This window comes from Burkholderia sp. Bp9140, from assembly GCF_003853425.1.
Classification (GTDB): Bacteria; Pseudomonadota; Gammaproteobacteria; order Burkholderiales; family Burkholderiaceae; genus Burkholderia.
The window spans coordinates 52,261-74,734 of record NZ_QTPQ01000041.1 but is presented as its reverse complement, the minus strand read 5'-3'; the positions used below and the strand labels follow the sequence as shown (position 1 = coordinate 74,734).

The window sequence follows — 22,474 nt, the reverse complement described above, 5'->3', positions numbered from 1 at the left end:
CGTCGGCCCTTGACAGCCGCGTCTTGCGAACCACACTGGATCAGGTATGGCCCGCATGCGCGAACGCCGTTTCGCGCATCCGGTTTGCAACCGGCCGATGTCCGCAATGCGCGGTAACACTCCCGCATGTCAGGACATTGATCGAATAAAAAGCAACAAATTACAATTCCGTATATATTTCGCCGATGGACCAAAGAAAAACCGCCACACGTTCCGAACCGCCCCTGCCACGCACCTGGGATGCGCGGCTCGCGCGCGCGCTCGTCCGACCGCTGATCGACACGCCGGTCACCCCGAATCACCTCACCACCCTTCGTCTGCTGATCGGCCTCGCCGGTGCCTGGTGCCTTGCGCAAGGCGGCTTCGGCTGGAGCAACGCGGGGGCATTCCTGATCGTGCTGTCGAACTTCGTCGACCACACCGACGGCGAACTCGCGCGCATCAGCGGCAAGTCGAGCAAGATCGGTCACTTTTACGACCTCGCGGCCGACGCGCTCGTCACGGTCGCGCTGTTCGTCAGCATGGGCCTCGGCATCGTCGCCCAGGGCGGCCAGATGGCCGCGTCGCCCGTGCTGCTCGGTGCGCTGGCCGGTGCGGCCGTCGCGCTGATCTTCTTCCTGCGCATGCGGATCGAGTCGATCGCCGGCAAGGCCGGCACCAAGCAGGCGTTCGCCGGCGGCTTCGAGACCGAGGACGTGCTGTACCTGCTGCCGCTCGTGACGCTCGTCGACGGCGTCGAGCCGTTCCTGCTCGCGGCGTCGATCGGCGCCCCGCTGTTCGCCGCATGGGTCGTGATCGACTGGTGGCGCATCGTCCGGCGCGGCAACGTCCCGCAGAATTCAACCGAAATCCAGGCTTCCAAATGACTCCTAGCACGCGCGACGACTCCGTGCTGAGCCCGGCACGCCCCGCGCCTGCGCGCGCGGCAGCGGCCGATCCCGATCGCACCGTGGCCGACCGCGTCGGCCATCTCGACCTCGGCCGCCTGCGCGGCGACTACACGCGCCAGGGGTCGTTCCTGTACCTCGACGCGTTCCTGCCGGCCGATGCGCATGCGAAGCTCGCAGCCGCCGCCCGCGCGATGCAGCCCGGCCTGAACCGCAACTACCTGCCCGGCCACAAGCAGGGCGGCAGCGTGAGCCGGCACACGATCGACGAGCAGGCGCCGTACATCGCGGAGCTGTACCGCTCGAAGGCGCTGATCGGCTTCCTCGAGAAGATCACGGGCGACAAGCTGATGCTGTCGCCGGACAACGATCCGCACGCGTACGCGCTGTATTACTACACGAAGCCGGGCGACCACATCGGCTGGCACTACGACACGTCGTACTACGACGGCCGCCGCTACACGCTGCTGATCGGCGTGATCGACGAATCGTCGTGCCGGCTCGACTACGAGCTGCATACGCGCAATCCGGACGTGCCCGACGAACCGGGCTCCGTGCAGATCGCCGACGGCGGCATCGTGCTGTTCGACGGCGACAAGCTGCGCCATCGGATCACGCCGCTCGGCCAGAACGAGACGCGCGTGTCGCTGACGTTCGAATACGTGACCAACCCCGGCATGCGGCCGTGGAAGCGCTTCATCTCGAACATGAAGGACGCGATCGCGTATTTCGGTTTCCGCCAGGTGTTCAAGCAGCTGGCCACGCGCCGGTCGACCGGGTCATGACACGCGCCGGCCTGATCCTGCTGTCCCTCGGAACGGCACTGTTCGTCGCCCTGCTCGCGTGGCAGGGCATCGGCGCGGTCGCGTCGACGTTCCTCGCGGCCGGCTGGGGCCTCGCGCTCGTCGCGGTGTTCCACGTCGTGCCGCTCGTCATCGACGCGCTCGCGATCGCCGTGATGTTCCGCCGCGGCCAGCCGGCCGCCGAGCTCGGCAACGCGCTGCGCGCGCGCTGGGTCGGCGAATCGGTGAACAGCCTGCTGCCCGCCGGGCAGATCGGCGGCCCGGTGCTGATGGTGCGCCACCTCGCGCAACGCGGCACGCGGATGGCCGAGGCGGCCGCCGCGGTCACCGTCAGCACGACGATGCAGGCGCTCGCGCAGATGGCGTTCGCGCTGATCGGCATCGCCACGTTCAGCCTCTATGCGACGCACGAATCGGTCGCTCACCTGCGCACGCCGGCGCTGATCGCCACCGGCGTGCTCGGCGCCCTCGCCGTCGCGTTCTACGCGGCGCAGCGGCGCGGGCTGTTCGGCCGCGGGATGCGTCTCGCGTCGAAGCTGCTGGGCCCGCGCGACTGGTCGTCGCTGGCGACCCGCGCGGATGCGATCGACGCCGCGGTCGGTGCGCTGTACCGCGATCGCGCGAAGGTCGCGAAGACCTTCGCATTGAGCCTCGTCGGCTGGATCGTCGGCACCGCGGAAGTGTGGCTCGCGCTGCACTTCCTCGGGCACCCGGTCAGTTGGCTCGACGCGCTGCTGCTCGAGAGCGTCGGCCAGGCGATTCGCGGTGCGGCATTCGCGATCCCGGGCTCGCTCGGTGCGCAGGAAGGCGGTTACCTGCTGCTCGCCCCGCTGGTCGGCCTGCCGCCCGACGCGGCGCTCGCGCTGTCGCTCGCGAAGCGCGCGCGCGAACTCGCGCTCGGCCTGCCCGGCCTGCTCTATCTGCATTTCAGTGAAAGAAACTGGCAGCGGCGCCGTGCGCCGCAGCCGCTCGCCGACTGATCGTTCAGATCCGCCGGCTTTTTGGTTGGAGAACCCATGCGAGCCATCATTCTTGCGGCAGGCCTCGGCTTGCGCCTGCAACAACCGCCCGAGGCGCAATTCCCGAAGTGCCTGCTGCGCTTCGACGACGTGTCGCTGCTCGAGCGCCATCTGCGCGTGCTCGACGCCGCGGGCGTCGATGAAATCGTGCTCGGGCTCGGCTTCCAGTCCGGGAAGGTCGAGCAGGAGCTCAAGCGCCTCGGCCGCACCGCCGAGATCGTGCTGAACGAGCGCTACGACCTCGGCAGCGTGCTGACCGTGCATACCGTCGCCGATGCGATGACGCGCGGCGGCGACGTGCTGCTGATGGACGCGGACGTGCTGTACGACGAGAACATCCTGCACGCGCTGGTCGCCGATCCCGACAAGGCCGTCGACCGCCTGCTGATCGATCGCGACTTCGAGGCCGGCGACGAACCCGTCAAGCTGTGCCTGAAGAACGGTGTGCCGGTCGAGCTGCGCAAGCAGCTCGCGGTCGACCTCGACTACGACACGATCGGCGAATCGGTCGGCTTCTTCCGCTTCACCGAAGGCACCGCGCGCCGCCTCGCGACGATCGTCGCGGGCTACGTCGACAGCGGCCGCGCGAACATGCCGCACGAGGAAGCCGTGCGCGACCTGCTGCTCGAAGGCGGTCACTCGTTCGACGTCGCGGACGTCACGGGCTCGCCGTGGATCGAGATCGACTTCCCGAACGACGTGGCGCGTGCCACGCAAGACATCCTTCCCCTGATTCAACGCACTACCGCCGGAGCCGCACGATGAACGCACGCGAACCCAACTTCACCGAATCGCGCAGCGCACGGCTGCGCCGCATGCTCGTCAGCAGCGACCTCGAATTCCTGATGGAAGCGCACAACGGCCTGTCCGCGCGGATCGTCCGCGAAGCGGGCTTCAAGGGGATCTGGGCATCGGGCCTGGCGATCTCCGCGCAGTTCGGCGTGCGCGACAACAACGAAGCGAGCTGGACCCAGGTTGTCGACGTGCTCGAGTTCATGGCCGACGCGAGCGACCTGCCGATCCTGCTCGACGGCGACACCGGCTACGGCAACTTCAACAACGTGCGCCGCCTCGTGAAGAAGCTCGAGCAGCGCGGCATCGCCGGCGTGTGCATCGAGGACAAGCAGTTCCCGAAGACGAACAGCTTCATCGACGGCGAGCGTCAGCCGCTCGCCGAGATCGACGAATTCTGCGGCAAGATCAAGGCCGGCAAGGATTCGCAGAGCGATCCCGACTTCTCGATCGTCGCGCGCGTCGAGGCGCTGATCGCCGGCTGGGGGATGGACGAGGCGCTGCGTCGTGCGAACGCGTACGCGGAAGCCGGCGCCGACGCGATCCTGATCCACAGCAAGCTGTCGCGCCCGGACGAGATCCTGCAGTTCGCGCGCGAATGGAGCGGCCGCGCGCCGCTCGTGATCGTGCCGACCAAGTACTACAGCACGCCGACCGACGTGTTCCGCCAGGCCGGCATCAGCACCGTGATCTGGGCGAACCACCTGATCCGCGCATCGGCCTCCGCGATGCAGGCGACCGCGCGCGAGATCCACGAGAACGAAACGCTGATCAACGTCGAGGACCGCGTCGCGTCGGTCAACGAGATCTTCCGCCTGCAGGACGCCGACGAATATTCGGCGGCCGAGCGCATCTACCTGTCGTCGTCGTCGCGCGCGTCGAACGCCGCGATCGTGCTCGCCGCCAGCCGCGGCAAGGGGCTCGAGGCCGTCACCGAGGATAAACCCAAGGTCATGCTGCCGGTCGCCGGCAAGCCGCTCTTGCGCTGGCTCGTCGACGGCTTCAAGAAGCATGGCGTCAACGACATCACCGTGGTCGGCGGCTATCACGCCGACGCGATCGACACGTCGGGCATCAAGCTCGTCGTCAACGAGCGCCACGCGCAGACGGGCGAGCTCGCGTCGCTCGCATGCGCGGCCGAACGCCTGACCGGCGACACCGTGATCTCGTACGGCGACCTGCTGTTCCGCAGCTACATCCTGCGCGACCTCGCGGAGAGCGAGGCCGAGTTCAGCGTCGTCGTCGATTCGTCGCTCACCGAGACCAACCAGAGCGTGCGCGATTTCGCGCTCTGCTCGGCCGCCGACGACCGCGGCCTGTTCGGCCAGAAGACCTACCTGCAACGCGTATCGAGCGACGTCGCCGCGGGCACGCCGCACGGCCGCTGGATCGGTCTGCTGAACGTGCGCGGCGCAGGCGTCGACCGCCTGAAGGCGATGCTCGCGACGCTGCAGGCGCGTCCTGATTTCGACACGCTCGACATCCCGTCGCTGCTGAACGAACTGATCGCCGCCGGCGAGAAGATCGAGGTGCAGTACGTGCACGGCCACTGGCGCGGCGTCAACGACCTGGAAGACTTCCGCCGCGCGGGCGACTTCGCGCACGGCCAGACGCCGCTGTCCGAGCCGGGCGCAGGCAACGGGGGCGCACGATGATCGAAGCGGCCCAGTTCGTCGAGGCCGCGCGCGAACGCGGCTTCGACTGGTACGCGGGCGTGCCCTGCTCGTACCTGACGCCGTTCATCAACTATGTGCTGCAGGACCCGACGCTGCACTACCTGTCGGCCGCGAACGAAGGCGACGCGGTCGCGCTGATCGCGGGCGCCACGCTCGGCGGCAAGCGCGGGATCGCGATGATGCAGAACTCCGGGCTCGGCAACGCGGTGAGCCCGCTCACGTCGCTGACCTGGACGTTCCGGCTGCCGCAGTTGCTGATCGTCACGTGGCGCGGCCAGCCGGGCGTGCCCGACGAGCCGCAGCACGCGCTGATGGGGCCGATCACGCCGGCGATGCTCGACACGATGGAGATCCCGTGGGAGACGTTCCCGACCGACCCCGAACAGGTCGGCCCGGCACTCGACCGCGCGATCGCGCACATGGACGCGACGGGCCGCCCGTACGCGCTCGTGATGCAGAAAGGCAGCGTCGCGCCATATGAGCTGAAGGCAAACCCGGCGGCAGCGCCGCGCGCGCATGTCGCCGCACAGTCGGCCACACGCACCGAAGCGCCCGCCGCGTGGCCGACCCGCCACGACGCGCTGCGGCGCGTGATCGCGCACACGCCGATCGAGTCGACCGTCGTGCTCGCGTCGACCGGCTTCTGCGGCCGCGAACTCTATGCAATCGACGATCGTCCGAACCAGTTGTACATGGTCGGCTCAATGGGCTGCGTGACACCGCTCGCGCTGGGTCTCGCGCTCGCGCGCCCCGACCTGCGCGTGGTGGCCGTCGACGGCGACGGCGCCGCGCTGATGCGCATGGGCGTGTTCGCGACGCTCGGCACCTACGGCCCGTCCAACCTCACGCACGTGCTGCTCGACAACGGTGCGCACGAGTCGACGGGCGGCCAGGCGACCGTGTCGCGGCATGTGTCGTTCGCGGGCGTCGCGGCAGCGTGCGGCTATGCGTCGGCCGTCGAAGGCGACTCGCTCGACGTGCTCGATGCGACGCTCGACGCATCGCATCCGGCCGACGGCACGCGCTTCGTGCGGCTTGCGATCCGCACCGGCGTGCCCGACGGCCTGCCCCGCCCGACCGTCACGCCGGTCGAGGTCAAGACCCGCCTGATGCGGCATATCGGCGCCGCACAGGCTGAAGCCCACGCCGAAGGAGCTCATTGATGCTGCTGCTGAACCCCGGCCCGGTAACGCTGACCGAACGCGTGCGCCGCAGCCTGCTGCAACCCGACCTGTGCCATCGCGAAAGCGAATTCTTCGATCTGCAGGATGAAGCGCGTGCGCGCCTCGTCGGCGCGTACGAACTCGACCCGGCCGAATGGGCCGCCGTGCTGATGACGGGCTCGGGCACCGCCGCCGTCGAAAGCATGATCGCGGCGCTCGTGCCGCAGGACGGCAAGTTGCTCGTGATCGAGAACGGCGTGTACGGCGAGCGCATCACGCAGATCGCGACGCAGTACGGGATCGCGCACGACGTGCTGAAGCATGAGTGGATGCAGGCGCCCGATCTCGCGCAGATCGCCGCGCGTCTCGACGCGGGTGGGTATTCGCACGTCGCGGTGATTCACCACGAAACGACGACCGGCCGGCTGAACGATCTCGGCGCGATCGCGGAAGTGTGCCGCGCGCGCGGCGTGAAAATGCTCGTCGACGGCGTCAGCAGCTTCGGTGCCGAAGCGATCGACTTCGCCGGCGGCGTGATCGACGCGGTCGCCGCTACCGCGAACAAGTGCCTGCACGGCGTGCCGGGCGCGGCGTTCGTGATCGTGCGCCGCAGCGCGCTCGCGAAGGCCGCGAGCCGTACTTACTACCTCGACCTCGGTCGGCTCGCGAAGCTGCAGGATCAGCGCAATACGCCGTTTACGCCGTCGGTGCACGCGTATTACGCGCTCGTCGAGGCGCTGCGCGAGTTTGATGAGGCCGGCGGCTGGCGGGCGCGGCATGCGCATTACAAGGCGCTCGCCGATCAGGCGCAGGCTGGGCTTGCGGCGCGCGGGATGACGCTCGTGCTGCCGGAAGGTGAGTCGTCGGTCGTGCTGCGCGCGTACCGGCTGCCGCAGGGCGTCACGTACGAGACGCTGCACGACGGGTTGAAGGCGCGCGGCTTCGTGATCTACGCGGGGCAAGGCGGGTTGTCGAAGGAGTTGTTCCGGATCTCGACGATGGGTGCGATCGAAGCGGCTGATGTCGAGCGGTTGCTGGAGGGTTTTACGGCGCTGACGCGGTAAGCTCTCGCCCTCACCTTCGTCGACGAAAGGCCCGCAAGGGCCTTTTTTATTCTTCGAAAATTTATCGGACACACGGAACACAATGTCGGCGTTCGGCCAACAGGCGACCTTCGTGGGCAACGGGGTTCGGACATTCAGACGTTCGTTGCGCCCCTGGATGCGGCCATTCAAATCGCGCGTACAGCCTGAGCGCCACCTGGGGGATGGCTGGAAAGCAATGCAGCGCAGCGCTCCCGTAGAAAGGCATGCAACTCGGTCATCGCCGGCGTGAGTTGCGCACGGTGCGCGCAAATCAAGTGCAACGGCGCAGGCTCGCAATACTCCGGCGGAAATAACTCCATCAGTCGACCAGCCCTCAGATCGTCGATGAGGTCCAGTCGCGACTTATAGATAAGGCCTTCCCCGGCTATCGCCCAGCGACGAACCGCATCGGCATCGTCGCTGATGCGATTACCGGTGACCGCCACGGTGCGGTCGCCGCCGGGCGGGGTAAAGCGCCAGCGCTCATGGATCTGCTCGCTCCATACGTACCGAAGGCAGTTGTGCCGCCGCAGGTCGTCGACTTTGGCCGGTGCGCCATGCCGTTCGAGGTAGGACGGCGCGGCACACAATGCGCGCCGGTTGTTGTCGACCAACTTCATGGCCAGAAGAGACGAATCCGGCAGCGCTCCGTAGCGCACGACTGCATCCAGCGGCTGGCGAATCAGGTCGGCCGCACGGTCGCTCATTTTCAGGTGCAGCGACAAACCAGGGTGCCGGTGCTGAAAATCATCCAGCCACGGCAACAGCAGGTTTCGACCAAAGTCAGACGGCGCGGACAGCCGCAGCGGGCCGGACAGCGCCCCCCGGCCGTTTGCCAGTGCCTGCTGGCCTTCCTCCAGCGCACCCATCATGACCCGCGCATGCGGCAGGTAACGCTCTCCAGCCTCCGACAGTTGCATGCTTCGCGTGGACCGCGTGAACAGGCGCGTGTCCAACGCCTTCTCGAGCCGCTGCACCGATGCACTCGCGTGTGCCGGCGCGATATTCAGCTGGCGCGCCGCCTCCGAGAAGCTGCCGTAGTCCACCGTGTGCACGAAGATCCGAACGTCATCGAGTCGAATCATTTTCATTGAAATGCCGAAATTGTTTGAGCTCGGTGGCCATTTATCCGCATACCGACGAAAGATAACATGGTCTCAATCCCCCTTGGAGGCCACGTGTATGAAAGCCATCGGTTTCAATCAGAACCATCCGATCAGCCACCCGCAGGCGCTGCAGGATATCGAGATTCCGACCCCGGAACTGCGCGACCATGATCTGCTGGTGGAAGTGAAAGCGGTATCGGTCAATCCGGTCGATACCAAAATCCGGCGCGGTGGCGATATTCCGGAAGGCGGTGCGCGCATCGCCGGCTGGGACGCGGCGGGAATCGTCCGCGCGACCGGTCCGCTGGCCACGCGCTTCAAGGCAGGCGACCGTGTCTGGTACGCGGGCGACATCAAGCGACCCGGCAGCAACAGCGAGCTGCACGCCGTGGACGAACGTATCGTCGGACCCATGCCGACATCACTGGATTTCGCAGAGGCCGCTTCGTTGCCGCTGACCACGATCACCGCGTGGGAGCTGCTGTTCGACCGTCTGCGTGTTCAGGCAGCGGACCCGACCGACAACAACGTGCTGCTCGTGATCGGAGCGGCTGGCGGTGTCGGCTCGATTCTGACCCAACTGGCGCGTGAGCTTACGGGCATGACAGTCATCGGCACGGCCTCGCGACCGGAAACCCGCGAGTGGGTGCTGGCACATGGTGCGCATGACGTCCTCGATCACCATCAACCCTGGGCAACCCAGTTGGCCGCGCTCGGTATCGAGCACGTCACCCATGTTGCCGGGTTGAACAACAGCGCTGCCTATGTGACTCAAATCGCCGACGTGCTGCGCCCGGAAGGCCAGTTCGCCCTTATCGACGACCCGGTGGGTCTGGACATCGGACCGTTCAAGGGGAAATCCATCTCGATTCACTGGGAGCTGATGTTTACCCGTGCGATGTTCACCACCGACACCCTCGCACGGCAACACGCCTTGCTGCGCCGCGCGGCGCAGCTGGTTGACCAGGGCCGCCTCAAGCACACCCTGACCCGACGCATTGACGGCATCAACGCCGCAGGCCTCATCGAAGCGCATGCGCTGGTCGAGGCCGGCAACATGATCGGCAAGGTCGTCGTCGCCAACCGCTGAACCCTTCTGACAAGGAGCATCAACATGACATCGCCAATCATCAACACGACCACGATCAGCCTGGAAGCCGCACAAGCATTGATGGCCGAAGCGCGCCGCGCGTGCGCCGCGCGAGGATTCGCCGCGACAATCGCGATTACCGATGCAGGCGGCCACCTGCGCGCTTTCGAGCGCGCGGATGCCGCCCCGTTCCTGACGGTTGACGTCGCCATCGACAAGGCATGGACCGCCGCGTCGTTCGGCATGGCCACGCATCAATGGAATCAGTACATGGCCGAACCTGCCGTTGCCCCGCTGGCGCACCATCCGCGGCTGATGCCGGTCGGCGGTGGCGTACCGATCTTTCACGAAGGGCGTCTGGTCGGGGGCATCGGTGTTTCTGGCGGAACGTCGGCTCAAGACCACGAGGCCGCCGAGGAAGCGCTGCGCCACGCAGGGTTTAACCAGTAAGCCTGGGCCGTTGAGCGGTCGCCTTGCCGTCAATCGACAAACGTTCTACAAAGGCGAAACCGTTGCTCGTGAGGGACCGGCCCGGACGGCCGGATCTCTCCAATAACTGCCGTTGAAGCTCTGGCGGCTCGAACAGCGGCTTCGGGGCAGTAAGCGACATCCACGAAAACCTGTGAAAAACCCTTTTCATCGTGATCACGAGCATCCTTCGTTTCGCCCCGCTGCTGGCGCTCGCCGCCGCCCCGACGGTTCAGGCCGCCGACAATCAGCCTTGCGACGACGCGACCATCACGGCCGTCGCCCGCTGGGCCGGCATCGCGAGCGCGCGCATCGCCACCCGCGACGCGGACCGGCTCGTCATCGCATCGGCGTGCAAGGCGATGCCGAATACGCCGGGCACGACGATCGCGGCCATCGCGTTCGATTCGCTGCCGAAGAGCAAGAACCCCGACGAAAGTGCCAAGCTCCAGGTCATCGCGCTCGTCGAAGGCGGCAAGGTCGTCGCCGCCGACCGGTCGGTGATCGACGAAGATGCCGCGACGGAGATCGGCGAGAACAGCTATCGCATCGATACCGCGCCGTACCGGCTGTCGCCCGACGTACGCGCGTTCGGCGTCGTGTTCACGAGCAGCGCGCGCGGTCCAAGCTGTCCTGATGCGAACGCAAGCGAAGAGCTGACGCTGTGGGTGCGCGAAGGCAATCGCATCCGGCCGGTGTTCGGCACCAACCTGTACGGCTGGGTCAGTGTCGAGGGCGAAGCCTGCGGCGCCGGTGCGGGCGATGCGCGCAGCGAAGATGCCCGCATGACGATTGCCGTCGAGAAAACGTCGAGCCACGGCTTCGCCGACCTGTCGATCACCGCGCACATCACGAAAACGCAACGCAAGGACGGCGATTACTCGGATACGGGCAAGCGAACCGCGCGCACGGTCGTCAAATACGATGGCAAGTCGTACGGAATCGATATGTTCAGGACGTTCTGGTATTCGCCTGACGTACAGAAGTGATTTAAGTGACGCGGCAGGTCGAGTACGCCCGCTCGCCTACTCCACCACCTTCGGCCCGATTGCGTCGTTCGGCGACGGCATCCGCAGCGAGTCGTCGCGCACGCGTCGCGCTTCGCGCGCCGTATAGCGATCCTTCAGCCGCAGGAACGGTTTCTCGACGAGAAAGTAACTGGCTGTCGCGGCCATCAGCGCCCACACGATACCGAGCGGAAACGCATGCGCGACCGGCAGATCCGGGTTCGCGAACGGCTGCTGCCAAAGATAAAGACTGAACGAGATCGTGCCGACGAACACGACCGGCCCGGCCCGCAGCCATCGCGCGCACCAGAACTCGCTGCGGAAATTCAGCACGACGATCACGATCGCGATCAGCGCGGCCTCGAGCGTCACGCCGTAGGTCGCATTCCAGAAGCCGCCGAGCCGGTGTTCGGCAAGCGGCATCCCGAACAGCACGATGAAGACGAGCGCCGTCACGATGCGCGACTCGCCGCGCCATGAACGAATCCACGCTTCGAGCCGTTCGCGCTCGAGCGCCGCGTAGCAGCCGATCAGGATCGGATCGACGCCCGTATGCAGCATCATCCCGAGTTGCCCGCGCAGCGCCGGCGCGACGAAATACGTCAGCGCGCGCACCAGCGGCACGACCAGGATCAGCGCGGCCAGCCAGCGCGTGCCGCGACGCCGCGTGCCGTACACGAACAGCAGCGGCCAGAACCAGTAGAACTGCTCCTCGAGCGCGAGCGACCAGAAGTGGCCGAGATACCATGCGCCGTCCGGATGCAGCGCGTTGTCGCCGGCCAGCCCGAACCACGCCGAGTAATTCCACAGATGCAGCGCCGCATACAGCCACTGACGGCGATCGACGTCGAGCCAGCCGGCGGCGGCGAGCACGCCGACGGTCGCGAGATACACATAGCAGGCCGGCCAGATCCGCAGCGCGCGGCGCACGTAGAACGCCGTCAGCGCGATCCCGCCGGTGCGCGCGAACTCGGCGCGCAGCACGTTGGTGATCAGGAAGCCGCTGAGGACGAAGAAGATCAGCACGCCGAGCCGGCCATCGGCGATCAGCCGCAGCGGCGCGAACCAGCCGGTGTAGCCGCCGGGCAGCACGTGCTCCGCATGGCCGACGACGACCATCGTGACCGCGACGGCGCGCAACCCGGTCAGCTGCTTGACGCGATGGTTCATCGGCTGGATTCCGTTGGCACGGTGGAGGGATGGCAGGCCGACGCCCCGATCCGCGGCGCCGATATGCCGCCGGGATTTTGTCTGAAAAATATCGGAATGAAATTGCTTAAAAAATTCCGGTGCGCATGCCGGGCTGAATGCGGTGCCGCGCGCCGGATGCCGACCGGCGCGCAGCGGCCGGAATGAATGGGCATAATGACAAGCGTTGTCCGGCGGCGGCCGGTCCGATGCAGACACAACCAATTTTGCGGCGCCGCAATATCCGCGATACCGGCGCTGCCGTATTCCGCCCGCATCCCGGTCCGTGCCGCGTCCGCCCTCCTGTCGATCCTCACCCGGAGCCTGCCTGTGTACCCACCGATCGAACCCTACGCCCACGGCCACCTCGACACCGGCGACGGCCACCGCATCTACTGGGAGCGCTGCGGCAACCCGTCCGGCAAGCCCGCCGTGTTCCTGCACGGCGGCCCGGGCGCAGGCTGCAGCCCCGACCATCGCCGCCTGTTCGATCCCGAGCGTTACGACATCCTGCTGTTCGACCAGCGCGGCTGCGGGCGCTCGACGCCGCATGCGAGCCTCGACCACAACACAACCTGGGACCTGGTGGCCGACATCGAGCGGCTGCGCGAGATGGTGGGCGCGGAACAGTGGCTCGTGTTCGGCGGCTCATGGGGCAGCGCGCTCGCCCTCGCCTACGCGGAGACGCACCCGCAACGCGTGAGCGCGCTCGTCGTGCGCGGCATCTTCACGATGCGTCGCGCGGAGTTGCTGTGGTACTACCAGGAAGGCGCGTCGTGGCTCTTCCCCGACCTGTGGGAGGAATTCCTCGCGCCGATTCCGGAAGCCGAGCGCGGCGACCTGATGGCCGCGTACCATCGCCGGCTGACGGGTGACGACGAAGCCGCGAAGCTCGAAGCCGCACGTGCGTGGAGCCTCTGGGAAGGCCGCACGATCACGCTGCTGCCCGATCCGGCGCTGGCCGCGCACTTCGCGGACGGCCACTACGCGCTCGCGTTCGCGCGGATCGAAAACCATTACTTCGTGAATCGCGGGTTCGTCGACGAAGGCCAGTTGCTGCGCGACGCGCATCGCCTCGCCGGCATTCCGGGCGTGATCGTGCAGGGCCGCTACGACATCGCGACGCCCGCACGCACCGCGTGGGATCTCGCGAAGGCATGGCCCGACGCGACGTTCGAGATCGTGCCGGATGCCGGACACGCATACAACGAACCGGGCATCCTGAAGGCGCTGCTCGCCGCGACGGACCGGTTCGCCGCGTAAGCAGCCCAGTACGGCGCAATACGACGCGGCGCGCTACAGCCGGCCATCCCGGCCTGCACGCCCGCAAGCTCAAAGCGCGGCTTCGACGATGGTCCGGCCGCTGATCGCGCGCTCGACGAGCTGTTCGTCCCCGACCTTGCGGATCGCATCGTCGAGCAATCCTTCGGGCTCTTCCGTCGCCACCTTCAGCAAGCCCGACAGGCCGCGCGCGTCGAGCACCACCAGCGTCTCCATCGAATCCGCACGGCTCACGAGCACGCGACGGAATGCCGGGCCCGCGCCGAAGCTCGCGCAGAGCGCGATCGTCTCGTTGCCGAGCGTGTAGTCGAAGTTCTTGATCATGTGTGCCGCCGTTGCAAGGAAATGGCGACGCGCGACGGCGCGGCGCCGTGACGTCGACGCACCCGTGCGTGCCACCGGCGCCGGACCAGGGGCCGATCCGGTCGCCGGCACCACCATGCTAGGCGGGCAGTATTAACGAAGACTTAAACGGCCGGCGAGCAGTGCGTCAGGCCGATGGCGCCGTATTACGACGCATCGTCGAGCGGCTCGACCGTCACGCCGACCTTCAGCTCCTGATCCGCGCCGCCGCCACGAATCACGCCGCGCAACGGCGTCACGTCCGCATAGTCGCGGCCGATCGACAACATCACGTAGTCGTCGCCCGGCGCACGGTCGTTGGTCGGATCGAGCTGCAGCCAGCCGCCGTCTTCGGGCCATGCCGGGTCGTACACGTCGACCCATGCATGCGACGCATCCGCGCCGATCAGCCGCGGCTGCCCGGGCGGCGGCTGCGTCAGCAGATAACCGCTCACGTAGCGCGCGGCGAGCCCGAGCGAGCGCAGCGCGCCGATCATCACGTGCGCGAAATCCTGGCAGACGCCTTTGCGCAAGCGCAGCGCATCGAGCGCGGTCGTCGTGATGTCGGTGCTGTTCGGCGTATACGCGAAATCGGCGTGGACTCGCCGCATCAAGTCCCACGCGGCCTGCACGAGCGGCCGCCGGGGCGTGAAGCTCGCGGCCGCATACGCAGCCAGCTCGGGATCGCACGCCACATGCGGCGATGCGAACACGAACTCGCTCGCCGCGTCGTACGGCTGTCCCGCGCGAAACCGCAAGCGGTCGCGCACGGCTTCCCACGCCGTGGCGTGGTCAGGATCGGGACTCGCGATCGCGGGCGGCGGTGCGCCGCGTGCGCCCTGCGACCATACGGGCGGACTCACGCGCACCGTGCTGCGGCTGCGCACGAGCAGCGCATCGTGAGGCTGGTTCAGTGCGAACGATGCACGCGCGTTGCCGAACGCGTCGATCTCGGTGCCGACCGCCTCCGGTGCGGGTTCGATGTCGAGCGCGAACGTCAGCACCTGCTGGCGCGGCGTCGCGAGCGGCTGCAGCCGCGCCTGGTGCTGCGCGGATTCGACGCGTGCCGCGTAGCGGTATTCGGTGTCGTGCGTGACGCGCAGCACGCGGCCCGGTACGGCGGCAGCCGATCGCGCAGGTGTCGCAGGCGTGATCGCCGCTGCGGCCTGCTTCGGATGGCCGGAACCCGGCGCGGGCGGCGTCTTCGCCGCGTGTTTCGCTGTCACCATAGCGTCCTGCCCGCCTCGCGCACGTGACTGAAATAACGCTCGCCGATCCGGTTCGACAGATCCCACACGGCCTTCACGGTCGTGTCGAGCGCATCGAGCAGCTTGTCATGCCGGCCGTCGTCGCCGGTTTCGCACAGTTCGTGCAGCGACCATGCGGGCACGTCCGGAATCGTCTCGGCCAGTTCGGACAGCGCATAGCCTTCGCTGCGCTCGACCTTCGTCAGCCGGCCGCGCAGCGCCTGCACGACCCAGCCGAGCGAGCGCGGGTTGTCGGTGTCGAGCACCGCGAGCGACAGCAGCGGCGCGACGTCGAAGCAGCGCTGGAAGCGCGAGCGGAACGTGATCGTGCTGTCGAACAGCTCCAGCACGAGCTCGAAGCCGTCCTGCCGGTGCACGGCGCCCTCGTCGAACGCGAACTTCAGCACGCTGCACAGGAAGTCCAGCCGGTCGATCTGCCGGCCGATGGACAACAGCCGCCAGCCGTCGTCGCGCGTCATGTTGTCGGTCTGCGCGCCGGTGATCGCGCCGAGCAGCAATCCGAGCCTCTCCAGCAACTGCAGCGCCTCGTTGCCGATCTGCTCCTCGGCTTCCGGATGGTCCGCACTATCGGCGAACAACTGCGTCGCATCGTCGATCAGCCGCCACTGATCGCTCGACAGCCGCTCGCGGATCGCGGCAGCGGCGCCGCGCATCCCGAACAGGCAGGACGCGATGCCGGACGTGCGGTCCGCGCCGCGCGTCAGCGACGTCGCGAGCGCGTGCTGGAACGCACGCGGCGCATCGACGGCGTTCGGCGCGTCGGGGGCGATCAGGCCGGTGTCGCGACAGAGCGTATCGATGAGCTCCAGATGCGCGGGGCTGTCGACGTCGTCCTCGCCGCGCAGCCGCTCGAGCGCGGCGCGCGCGAGACGCATCAGATTGGTCGCGCGCTCGGTATAGCGGCCGAGCCAGAACAGGTTCTCGGCCGCGCGGCTCGCGATCGCACGCGGGCGCTCGACCAGATCGTCGGGGCCGAGACGGGTCTGCAGCAGCGTGGTCGAATCGACGATGCCCTCGGTCATCACCCACGTATCGACGGTGCTGCCGCCACGCGGCATCGGCGCGTTGAACAGCGTATCGCGCGTGCCGACCCGCGACAGTCCGCCCGGCAGGAGCCGCCAGCTTCGCGCGCCGTCGGCGAGCGCGAACACGCGCAGCAGCAGCGGTTTCGGCACGATGCGCGCGCCGCCGTTGCCGTCGGGCGCGTCGCGCCCCGGCCAGGTCGGCGCCTGCGACAGCGGCAGGTCGGCCTGCACCGTGTAATGCTCGGGCCGGGCGAGGATCCGCGCACGCCACTCGGCCAGCTGCGCCGGCGTGAGGCGCGCACCGATCACCGGGTCGAACGCGCCGCCGGCCTGCGCGTCGGGCGGATACGACGGCTTCACGATGCTGCGCGCGAGCTGCGGCAGCGCGTCGTCGCATGCAGCCGCCTCGCCGCACCACCACGAATGCACGGCGGGCAGCGTCAGCGTTTCGCCGAGCAGCCCTTCCGCGAGGCGCGGCATGAAACCGAGCACGCCCGGCGATTCGAGGAAGCCCGAACCCGGCGCATTCGCGAGCAGCACGTTGCCCGCGCGCACGGCCTGCAGCAGCCCTGGCACGCCGAGCATCGAATCGGGCCGCAGTTCGAGCGGATCGAGCCACGCGTCGTCGACGCGCCGCAGAATGCCGTGCACGGGTTCGAGCCCGCCCAGTGTCTTCAGGAACACGCGGTTGTCGCGCGCGGTCAGGTCGCCGCCCTCGACCAGCGTGAGGCCGAGGTAGCGCGCGAGATACGCATGCTCGAAGTACGTCGCGCTGTGCGGCCCCGGCGTCAGCAGCACGATCCGCGAGTTCTTGCGGGCGGGGCTCAACGCCTGCATGCTCTGCAGCAGCGACCGGTACGCGGATGCGAGCCGCTGCACGCGCAGCCCGCGGAAGCCGCGCGGAAACAGCCGCGACACGATCAGCCGGTTCTCGAGCAGGTAGCCGAGACCGGCCGCGCCCTGCGTGTGCTGCGCGACGATCCGCCATTGGCCGTCGGGGCCGCGCGCGAGATCGAACGCGACGACGTGCAGCCACGTATCGCCCGGCACGCGTGCGCCGCGCATCGCGCGCAGGTAGCCCGGGTGGCCGGTCACGAGCGCGGGCGGCAGCAGCCCGCGCTGCAGGATCGTCTGCGGCCCGTACAGGTCGGCCATCGTCGCGTTCAGCAGCCGCACGCGCTGCAGCACGCCGCGCTCGATCGCGACCCAGTCCTCGGGCGTGACGATCAGCGGCAGCAGGTCGAGCGACCACGGGCCGGCCGCGCCGTCGCCGGCGCGTTGTTCGTGGAGCTGGTAGAACAGCCCGTTCTCGCGCATGCGCCGCTGCAGCGCGTCGGCGCGGCGGTCGAGGTCGGCCACGCCGTCGCTGCCGATCGACGTGAAGAAACTGCGCCAGGCAGGGGCGAGCAGCGGCGCGGTAAGGCCAGCGGCGCTGCCGCGCAGTTCGTCATAGCGGCCGGCCGCGGCCGGCGCCGCGAGCGCGGCGGCCAGTTCCGCGGCATCCGGCTGCGCACCGGTATCGAAGAGCGTGGGCATCGCGTCGGCGTCGGCGAGATCGTCGGGGTGAATGGGCGGCACAGTCGAGATCGTTCCGTCGTCAGGGGGCGGCCGCGCCCGCGCGCCGCCGCACCGGCGGCCCGGCACGGCGGACGCGGCGGGCGGCCGCAGTCTGCCCGCATCCTAGCACTCCGGCCGGCGCGCCGGGAGGTCGCGTACCGCGCATCGTCGTCCGTCCTTTCATCCGACGATCAGGGCCGCCGCAGGTCGAGCGTGAACGGGAATTCGCGGCTCGGCGCGGCCGCCGCCACCGTCATCCGCCCCGGCGTGTGCCCCATCGCGACGAAACGCGCGAGCCGGCGGCTCTCGGCCTCGTACGCATTGACCGGGAACGTCGCATAGTTGCGTCCGCCCGGGTGCGCGACGTGATACCGGCAGCCGCCGAGCGAGCGCTGCAGCCACGTATCGACGATGTCGAACGTGAGCGGCGCATGCACGCCGATGGTCGGATGCAGCGCCGACGGCGGCGCCCACGCCTTGTAGCGCACGCCCGCGACGTATTCGCCGACGGTGCCGGTCGGCTGCAGCGGCAGCGCGCGGCCGTTGACGGTCACGACGTGCCGGTTGTCGTTCAGTCCGGTCACGCGCACTTCGAGCCGCTCGACCGACGAATCGACGTAACGCACCGTGCCGCCGGGCGCCCCCTCCTCGCCCATCACGTGCCACGGCTCCAGCGCGCCGCGCAGCGACAGCTGCATCCCGTTCACCGCGATCTGCCCGAACAGCGGGAAGCGGAATTCGAAGTGCGGCGCGAACCAGGCCGGGTCGAACCCGAAACCGGCGTCGCGCAGCTCGGCCAGCACGTCGTCGAAATCCATCTTCAGGAACGCGGGCAGCATGAAGCGATCGTGCAGCGCGGTGCCCCAGCGCGTGAGCGACGTCGTGTACGGCGCGGCCCAGAAGCGCGCGACCAGCGCGCGCAGCAGCAATTGCTGCACGACGCTCATCCGCGCATGCGGCGGCATCTCGAACGCACGCAGTTCGAGCAGGCCGAGCCGTCCGGTCGACGCGTCGGGCGAGTACAGCTTGTCGATGCAGAATTCGCTGCGGTGCGTGTTGCCGCTCACGTCGATCAGCAGGTTGCGCAGCACGCGGTCGACGAGCCACGGCGGCATGTCCTGCCCGTACAGCAGCTTGTTGCGCTGGATTTCCGCGAATGCGATGTCGAGCTCGTAGACCTGGTCGTTGCGCGCCTCGTCGACGCGTGGCGCCTGGCTCGTCGGGCCGATGAACAACCCGGAGAACAGGTACGACAGCGACGGATGGTTGTGCCAGTAAGCGATCAGGCTCGCGAGCAGGTCGGGGCGGCGCAGGAACGGGCTGTCGGCCGGAGTCGCGCCGCCGAGCACGAAGTGGTTGCCGCCGCCCGTGCCGACGTGCCGGCCGTCGACCATGAACTTCTCGCTGGAAAGGCGCGACTGCCACGCGGCGTCGTACAGGAATTCGGTCTGGCCGACGAGTTCGTCGAAGCTCCGGGCCGGATGGATGTTCACCTCGATCACGCCGGGGTCGGGCGTGACCTGCAGCACCTTGAGCCGCGCGTCGCGCGGCGGCGGATAGCCTTCGAGCACGAGCTTCACGCCGAGCGCGTGCGCGGTCAGCTCGATCGCGGCGAGCAGGTCGAGATAATCCTCGAGCGCGGCCAGCGGCGGCATGAACAGGTACAGGACGCCGTTGCGCACTTCGACGCACAGCGCGGTCCGCGTGATCCATGCGGCCGATTCGAAGCGCTCGGGGCTGCGCCGCGGGTCCTGCAGGCCATGCGCGTGCGGTCCGTCCGCGTCCGCGTCGGCGCCGTCGCCGCGCCACTGCATGACCGTTTGCGCGGGCGCTTCGCGATGCATGCCGGCCAGGTAGCGCGGTGCGTCGGCGGCGCCCGCATGACGCGCACGGAATGCGGCCGCATCCGGCAGCGCGGCGAGCGGCGCGAACGGATCGCGTTCGACGAGGAACGGATAGTCGGCACCGGCGACCCACGGCAACGAATCGAGCGGCAGCCGATAGCCCATCGGCGAATCGCCGGGCACGAGGTACATCCGCTCGTCGCGGAAGAACCACGGGCCCGTCTGCCAGCGCGGACCGTCGAGCTCCGGCCGATCGCGGCCCGACCGATCGCGGCCCGGCACATCGTCCGCGCGCTTGATGGGCAGCACGTAGCCGACCACGCTGTCGAGCTGCTGGTCGAACACCTTGCGCAGCCGCGCGCGTTCGAGCTCGTCGTCGAGACGCGAATCGAACGGATCGACGTTGACGGGCAGCCGGCGCTCGCGCCACAGGTAGTACCACACGTCCTCGTAGCCGGGCCGCACGAATTCGTCGGTCAGGCCCAGGCGCGCGGCCAGCGCGTCGATGAAGCGCTTCGCATCGTCGGTCGTGCACGCGGAGGGCTCGCGCTCGTCGGCGAACAGCGACGGATCGTGCCACACGGGCTGGCCGTCGGCGCGCCAGAAGATCGACAGCGCCCAGCGCGGCAACTGCTCGCCCGGATACCACTTGCCCTGCCCGAAATGCAGGAAGCCGCCTTCGCCGTATTCGGCGCGCAGCCGCTGCACGAGCTCGGTCGCGTAGCCGCGCTTGGTCGGGCCGAGCGCATCGGTGTTCCACTCGGCGCCGTCGCGATCGTCGATCGACACGAAGGTCGGCTCGCCGCCTTGCGTCAGCCGCACGTCGCCGGCCGTCAGCGCGCCGTCGACCTGCGCGCCGAGCGTGCGCACCGCATCCCACTGCGACTCGGTATACGGCTTCGTCACGCGCGGCGACTCGTACACGCGCGTCACCGCCATCTCGTGCTCGAACGTGACCTCGCATTCGTCGATCAGCCCTTCGACCGGCGCGGCGCTGGTCGGCTGCGGCGTGCACGCGAGCGGGATGTGCCCTTCGCCGGCGAGCAGGCCCGAGGTCGGATCGAAACCGATCCAGCCCGCGCCCGGCAGGTAGACTTCGCACCAGGCGTGCAGGTCGGTGAAGTCGACCGTCGTGCCGCTCGGGCCGTCGAGCGCTTTCACGTCGGGCGTGAGCTGGATCAGGTAGCCGGACACGAAGCGCGCGGCGATGCCGAGATGCCGGCACAGCTGCACGAGCAGCCACGCGCTGTCGCGGCACGACCCGGACGCGAGCTCGAGCGTCTGCTCGGGTGTCTGCACGCCCGGCTCCATCCGCACGAGATAGCCGATGTCGCGCTGCAGCTGCTGGTTCAGCGCGACGAGGAAGTCCACGGTGCCGGCGGGCGTACGATCGACGCCGTCGACATACGCACGGAACAGCGGCGCCGCGCTCGTCTGCGGATCGCACGCGAGGTACGGCGCGAGTTCGGTCTTCAGCGCGTCGTCATAGCTGAACGGGTATTGCTCCGCGCTCGCTTCGAGAAAGAAGTCGAACGGGTTGTACACCGACATCTCGGCAACCAGGTCGATCGTGATCTCGAAGTGTTCGGTGCGCTCCGGAAACACGAGCCGCGCGAGATAGTTCGAGAACGGGTCCTGCTGCCAGTTGATGAAGTGCTGCGCGGGCTCGACCGTCATCGAATACGAGACGATCGGCGTCCGGCAGTGCGGCGCGGGCCGCAGCCGCACGACCTGCGGCCCGAGGTTGACGGGGCGGTCGTAGCGGTAGCGGGTGGTGTGATGCAGCGCGACGTGGATGGACATGGGAGAGCCGCTCGGTTCGGGTTGGGCCGGCCGCACGCGCCGCGTCGCCGTCGCTGCGGCGGCACGGCACGGCGAATTCGGTGAAAGGGCGCGTCAGACGAGTTCCGGCGACTGCACGACGCTGATCTCGATGCCGACGGTGCTCGCGCCAAGCCCCGTCACGGGCTGCGCGTCGCGATGGTCGAGGCCGATGGCGATGCGCACGTAGCGCTCGTCCGGGCAGCGGTTCATGAACGGATCGAAGCCGACCCAGCCGAGCCCTTCGACATAGGCCTCGGCCCACGCGTGCCCTGCCGGCTGCTGCATCAGCGCGGCGGCCTGCGGCTGCGTGCCGAGCGCCGCCAGCGGCAAGCCCTGCGACTGCGCGGCGTGCGATGCGCCGAGCGCCTGCTGCATGCCGTCGCCGCTCTGCAGCGCGAGCGCTTCCTCTTCCTCGTCGCCGGCCGCGCTCTGCTTCGCGTCGGCGATGCGCTGCATCGCGCTGTCGGCAAGCACGTAGCCCGAGATGTAGCGCGCGGGCACCTTCAGCGCACGCGCGGCCGCGATGAACGCATGCGCATGGTCGCGGCTCGTGCCCTCGCCGCTTTGCAGCGCGGTTTCGGCGTCGACCGTTGCGTCGGCCAGGTTCGGCGCATACGCGATGCGCCCGTGCACTTCCGTCATCAGCCAATGCAGCGCATCGAGGCTGTGCGGCTCGATCGGCAGCGCCTGCGTGATTTCGCGAACGGTATCGCCGGCTTTGGTGAGCGCGGTTTCGCGTTCGAAGATCCACGGCGGCGCATAGCCCTCGGGGTTGCCGAGAATGCCCGCGCGGTCCTGCGTCTCGACGACGCCTGCCGCGACGACGACGATTTCGTTCTTCGCGCCGCGGTCGTGGCGCACGAGGTCGGTCCGGTTGCCGAGCCCGTCCGTATAGGACAGCGTCGGCTCGACGCCGTCGATCGTGACCTGCCACGCGCGCACCGTCTGCCCGGGCCCCGATTGCGGGCGCAGCCGCAGCCGTTGCAGCGCATGGGTGGCTTGATCGTCGAACTGATAACGCGAGATGTGTCGGATGGCGAGTCGCATGG

General features: G+C 68.4%; 19 protein-coding genes. 12 read left to right on the top strand and 7 right to left on the bottom strand.

The features are described from left to right. The first annotated feature begins 185 nt into the window (after window positions 1-185). From DIE21_RS29260 to DIE21_RS29230, 7 genes are read left to right on the top strand one after another with little or no spacing between them, the layout of a single operon-like run. A complete protein-coding gene (locus DIE21_RS29260; protein WP_124500939.1) occupies window positions 186-866 on the top strand; it encodes a CDP-alcohol phosphatidyltransferase family protein in 681 nt (226 codons plus the stop codon). Further along, the gene (locus tag DIE21_RS29255) at window positions 863-1,672 is read left to right on the top strand and encodes a 2OG-Fe(II) oxygenase (RefSeq protein WP_124500938.1); all 810 of its coding nucleotides are present in this window, start codon (window positions 863-865) and stop codon (window positions 1,670-1,672) included. The genes DIE21_RS29260 and DIE21_RS29255 overlap by 4 nt, the downstream gene beginning before the upstream one ends. Continuing rightward, entirely contained in the window at window positions 1,669-2,670 is a 1,002-nt protein-coding gene (locus DIE21_RS29250) for an HpnL family protein (RefSeq protein WP_124500937.1), read from the top strand. The genes DIE21_RS29255 and DIE21_RS29250 overlap by 4 nt, the downstream gene beginning before the upstream one ends. Window positions 2,671-2,706: 36 nt before the next feature. Then, on the top strand, window positions 2,707-3,474 hold the full coding sequence (locus DIE21_RS29245; RefSeq protein ID WP_124500936.1) for an NTP transferase domain-containing protein: 768 nt from the start codon (window positions 2,707-2,709) through the stop codon (window positions 3,472-3,474). Further along, the gene (gene aepX, locus DIE21_RS29240) at window positions 3,471-5,156 is read left to right on the top strand and encodes a phosphoenolpyruvate mutase (protein ID WP_124500935.1); all 1,686 of its coding nucleotides are present in this window, start codon (window positions 3,471-3,473) and stop codon (window positions 5,154-5,156) included. The genes DIE21_RS29245 and aepX overlap by 4 nt, the downstream gene beginning before the upstream one ends. Next, window positions 5,153-6,340, top strand: a complete 1,188-nt coding sequence (gene aepY, locus DIE21_RS29235; protein WP_124500934.1) for a phosphonopyruvate decarboxylase — start codon at window positions 5,153-5,155, stop codon at window positions 6,338-6,340. Before aepX ends, aepY begins: the two co-directional genes overlap by 4 nt. After that, entirely contained in the window at window positions 6,340-7,404 is a 1,065-nt protein-coding gene (locus DIE21_RS29230) for a 2-aminoethylphosphonate aminotransferase (protein ID WP_124500933.1), read from the top strand. Before aepY ends, DIE21_RS29230 begins: the two co-directional genes overlap by 1 nt. 167 nt (window positions 7,405-7,571) lie before the next feature. Here DIE21_RS29230 and DIE21_RS29225 read toward each other — a convergent pair whose 3' ends face one another. Beyond that, entirely contained in the window at window positions 7,572-8,510 is a 939-nt protein-coding gene (locus DIE21_RS29225; protein ID WP_124500947.1) for a LysR family transcriptional regulator, read from the bottom strand. A gap of 97 nt (window positions 8,511-8,607) precedes the next feature. On the opposite strand from DIE21_RS29225, the gene DIE21_RS29220 reads away from it, so the two are divergent. The 3 genes from DIE21_RS29220 to DIE21_RS29210 all read left to right on the top strand — a co-directional run bounded on the left by DIE21_RS29220 (window position 8,608) and on the right by DIE21_RS29210 (window position 11,078). Next, on the top strand, window positions 8,608-9,621 hold the full coding sequence (locus DIE21_RS29220; protein WP_124500932.1) for a zinc-binding alcohol dehydrogenase family protein: 1,014 nt from the start codon (window positions 8,608-8,610) through the stop codon (window positions 9,619-9,621). Between the two features lie 24 nt (window positions 9,622-9,645). After that, window positions 9,646-10,071, top strand: a complete 426-nt coding sequence (locus tag DIE21_RS29215) for a heme-binding protein (protein ID WP_124500931.1) — start codon at window positions 9,646-9,648, stop codon at window positions 10,069-10,071. A gap of 191 nt (window positions 10,072-10,262) precedes the next feature. Beyond that, complete coding sequence (locus DIE21_RS29210; protein WP_124500930.1) at window positions 10,263-11,078, top strand: multidrug ABC transporter ATPase; 816 nt, start codon at window positions 10,263-10,265, stop codon at window positions 11,076-11,078. Between the two features lie 36 nt (window positions 11,079-11,114). Here DIE21_RS29210 and DIE21_RS29205 read toward each other — a convergent pair whose 3' ends face one another. Beyond that, on the bottom strand, window positions 11,115-12,266 hold the full coding sequence (locus tag DIE21_RS29205; RefSeq protein ID WP_124500929.1) for an acyltransferase: 1,152 nt from the start codon (window positions 12,264-12,266) through the stop codon (window positions 11,115-11,117). Here DIE21_RS29205 and DIE21_RS29200 point away from each other — a divergent pair. Next, entirely contained in the window at window positions 12,258-12,452 is a 195-nt protein-coding gene (locus DIE21_RS29200; RefSeq protein WP_124500928.1) for a hypothetical protein, read from the top strand. The genes DIE21_RS29205 and DIE21_RS29200 overlap by 9 nt on opposite strands. 162 nt (window positions 12,453-12,614) lie before the next feature. Continuing rightward, window positions 12,615-13,547, top strand: a complete 933-nt coding sequence (gene pip, locus DIE21_RS29195; RefSeq protein WP_124500927.1) for a prolyl aminopeptidase — start codon at window positions 12,615-12,617, stop codon at window positions 13,545-13,547. A gap of 69 nt (window positions 13,548-13,616) precedes the next feature. Here the strand turns inward: pip and DIE21_RS37375 are convergent, their stop codons facing one another. The 5 genes from DIE21_RS37375 to DIE21_RS29170 form a co-directional block, all read right to left on the bottom strand. Beyond that, window positions 13,617-13,889, bottom strand: a complete 273-nt coding sequence (locus DIE21_RS37375) for a hypothetical protein (RefSeq protein ID WP_059450605.1) — start codon at window positions 13,887-13,889, stop codon at window positions 13,617-13,619. Window positions 13,890-14,074: 185 nt separating this feature from the next. Beyond that, a complete protein-coding gene (locus tag DIE21_RS29185) occupies window positions 14,075-15,136 on the bottom strand; it encodes a transglutaminase family protein (RefSeq protein WP_124500926.1) in 1,062 nt (353 codons plus the stop codon). Further along, a complete protein-coding gene (locus DIE21_RS29180; RefSeq protein WP_124500945.1) occupies window positions 15,130-17,736 on the bottom strand; it encodes a circularly permuted type 2 ATP-grasp protein in 2,607 nt (868 codons plus the stop codon). The genes DIE21_RS29185 and DIE21_RS29180 overlap by 7 nt, the downstream gene beginning before the upstream one ends. A 212-nt stretch (window positions 17,737-17,948) precedes the next feature. Next, window positions 17,949-21,404 (bottom strand): DUF2126 domain-containing protein, encoded by a 3,456-nt coding sequence (locus DIE21_RS29175; protein ID WP_124500925.1) that lies wholly within the window; start codon window positions 21,402-21,404, stop codon window positions 17,949-17,951. 93 nt (window positions 21,405-21,497) lie between these two features. Next, a complete protein-coding gene (locus tag DIE21_RS29170; protein WP_124500924.1) occupies window positions 21,498-22,472 on the bottom strand; it encodes a transglutaminase family protein in 975 nt (324 codons plus the stop codon). Window positions 22,473-22,474: the final 2 nt, after the last annotated feature.

Bases quoted from the DNA above. Each gene is read 5' to 3' on its own strand.
- DIE21_RS29260 (WP_124500939.1), top strand. From the start codon at position 186: ATGGACCAAAGAAAAACCGCCACACGTTCCGAACCGCCCCTGCCACGC.
- DIE21_RS29255 (WP_124500938.1), top strand. From the start codon at position 863: ATGACTCCTAGCACGCGCGACGACTCCGTGCTGAGCCCGGCACGCCCC.
- DIE21_RS29250 (WP_124500937.1), top strand. From the start codon at position 1,669: ATGACACGCGCCGGCCTGATCCTGCTGTCCCTCGGAACGGCACTGTTC.
- DIE21_RS29245 (WP_124500936.1), top strand. From the start codon at position 2,707: ATGCGAGCCATCATTCTTGCGGCAGGCCTCGGCTTGCGCCTGCAACAA.
- aepX (WP_124500935.1), top strand. From the start codon at position 3,471: ATGAACGCACGCGAACCCAACTTCACCGAATCGCGCAGCGCACGGCTG.
- aepY (WP_124500934.1), top strand. From the start codon at position 5,153: ATGATCGAAGCGGCCCAGTTCGTCGAGGCCGCGCGCGAACGCGGCTTC.
- DIE21_RS29230 (WP_124500933.1), top strand. From the start codon at position 6,340: ATGCTGCTGCTGAACCCCGGCCCGGTAACGCTGACCGAACGCGTGCGC.
- DIE21_RS29225 (WP_124500947.1), bottom strand. From the start codon at position 8,510: ATGATTCGACTCGATGACGTTCGGATCTTCGTGCACACGGTGGACTAC.
- DIE21_RS29220 (WP_124500932.1), top strand. From the start codon at position 8,608: ATGAAAGCCATCGGTTTCAATCAGAACCATCCGATCAGCCACCCGCAG.
- DIE21_RS29215 (WP_124500931.1), top strand. From the start codon at position 9,646: ATGACATCGCCAATCATCAACACGACCACGATCAGCCTGGAAGCCGCA.
- DIE21_RS29200 (WP_124500928.1), top strand. From the start codon at position 12,258: ATGGTTCATCGGCTGGATTCCGTTGGCACGGTGGAGGGATGGCAGGCC.
- DIE21_RS29205 (WP_124500929.1), bottom strand. From the start codon at position 12,266: ATGAACCATCGCGTCAAGCAGCTGACCGGGTTGCGCGCCGTCGCGGTC.
- DIE21_RS37375 (WP_059450605.1), bottom strand. From the start codon at position 13,889: ATGATCAAGAACTTCGACTACACGCTCGGCAACGAGACGATCGCGCTC.
- DIE21_RS29185 (WP_124500926.1), bottom strand. From the start codon at position 15,136: ATGGTGACAGCGAAACACGCGGCGAAGACGCCGCCCGCGCCGGGTTCC.
- DIE21_RS29180 (WP_124500945.1), bottom strand. From the start codon at position 17,736: ATGCCCACGCTCTTCGATACCGGTGCGCAGCCGGATGCCGCGGAACTG.
- DIE21_RS29175 (WP_124500925.1), bottom strand. From the start codon at position 21,404: ATGTCCATCCACGTCGCGCTGCATCACACCACCCGCTACCGCTACGAC.
- DIE21_RS29170 (WP_124500924.1), bottom strand. From the start codon at position 22,472: ATGCGACTCGCCATCCGACACATCTCGCGTTATCAGTTCGACGATCAA.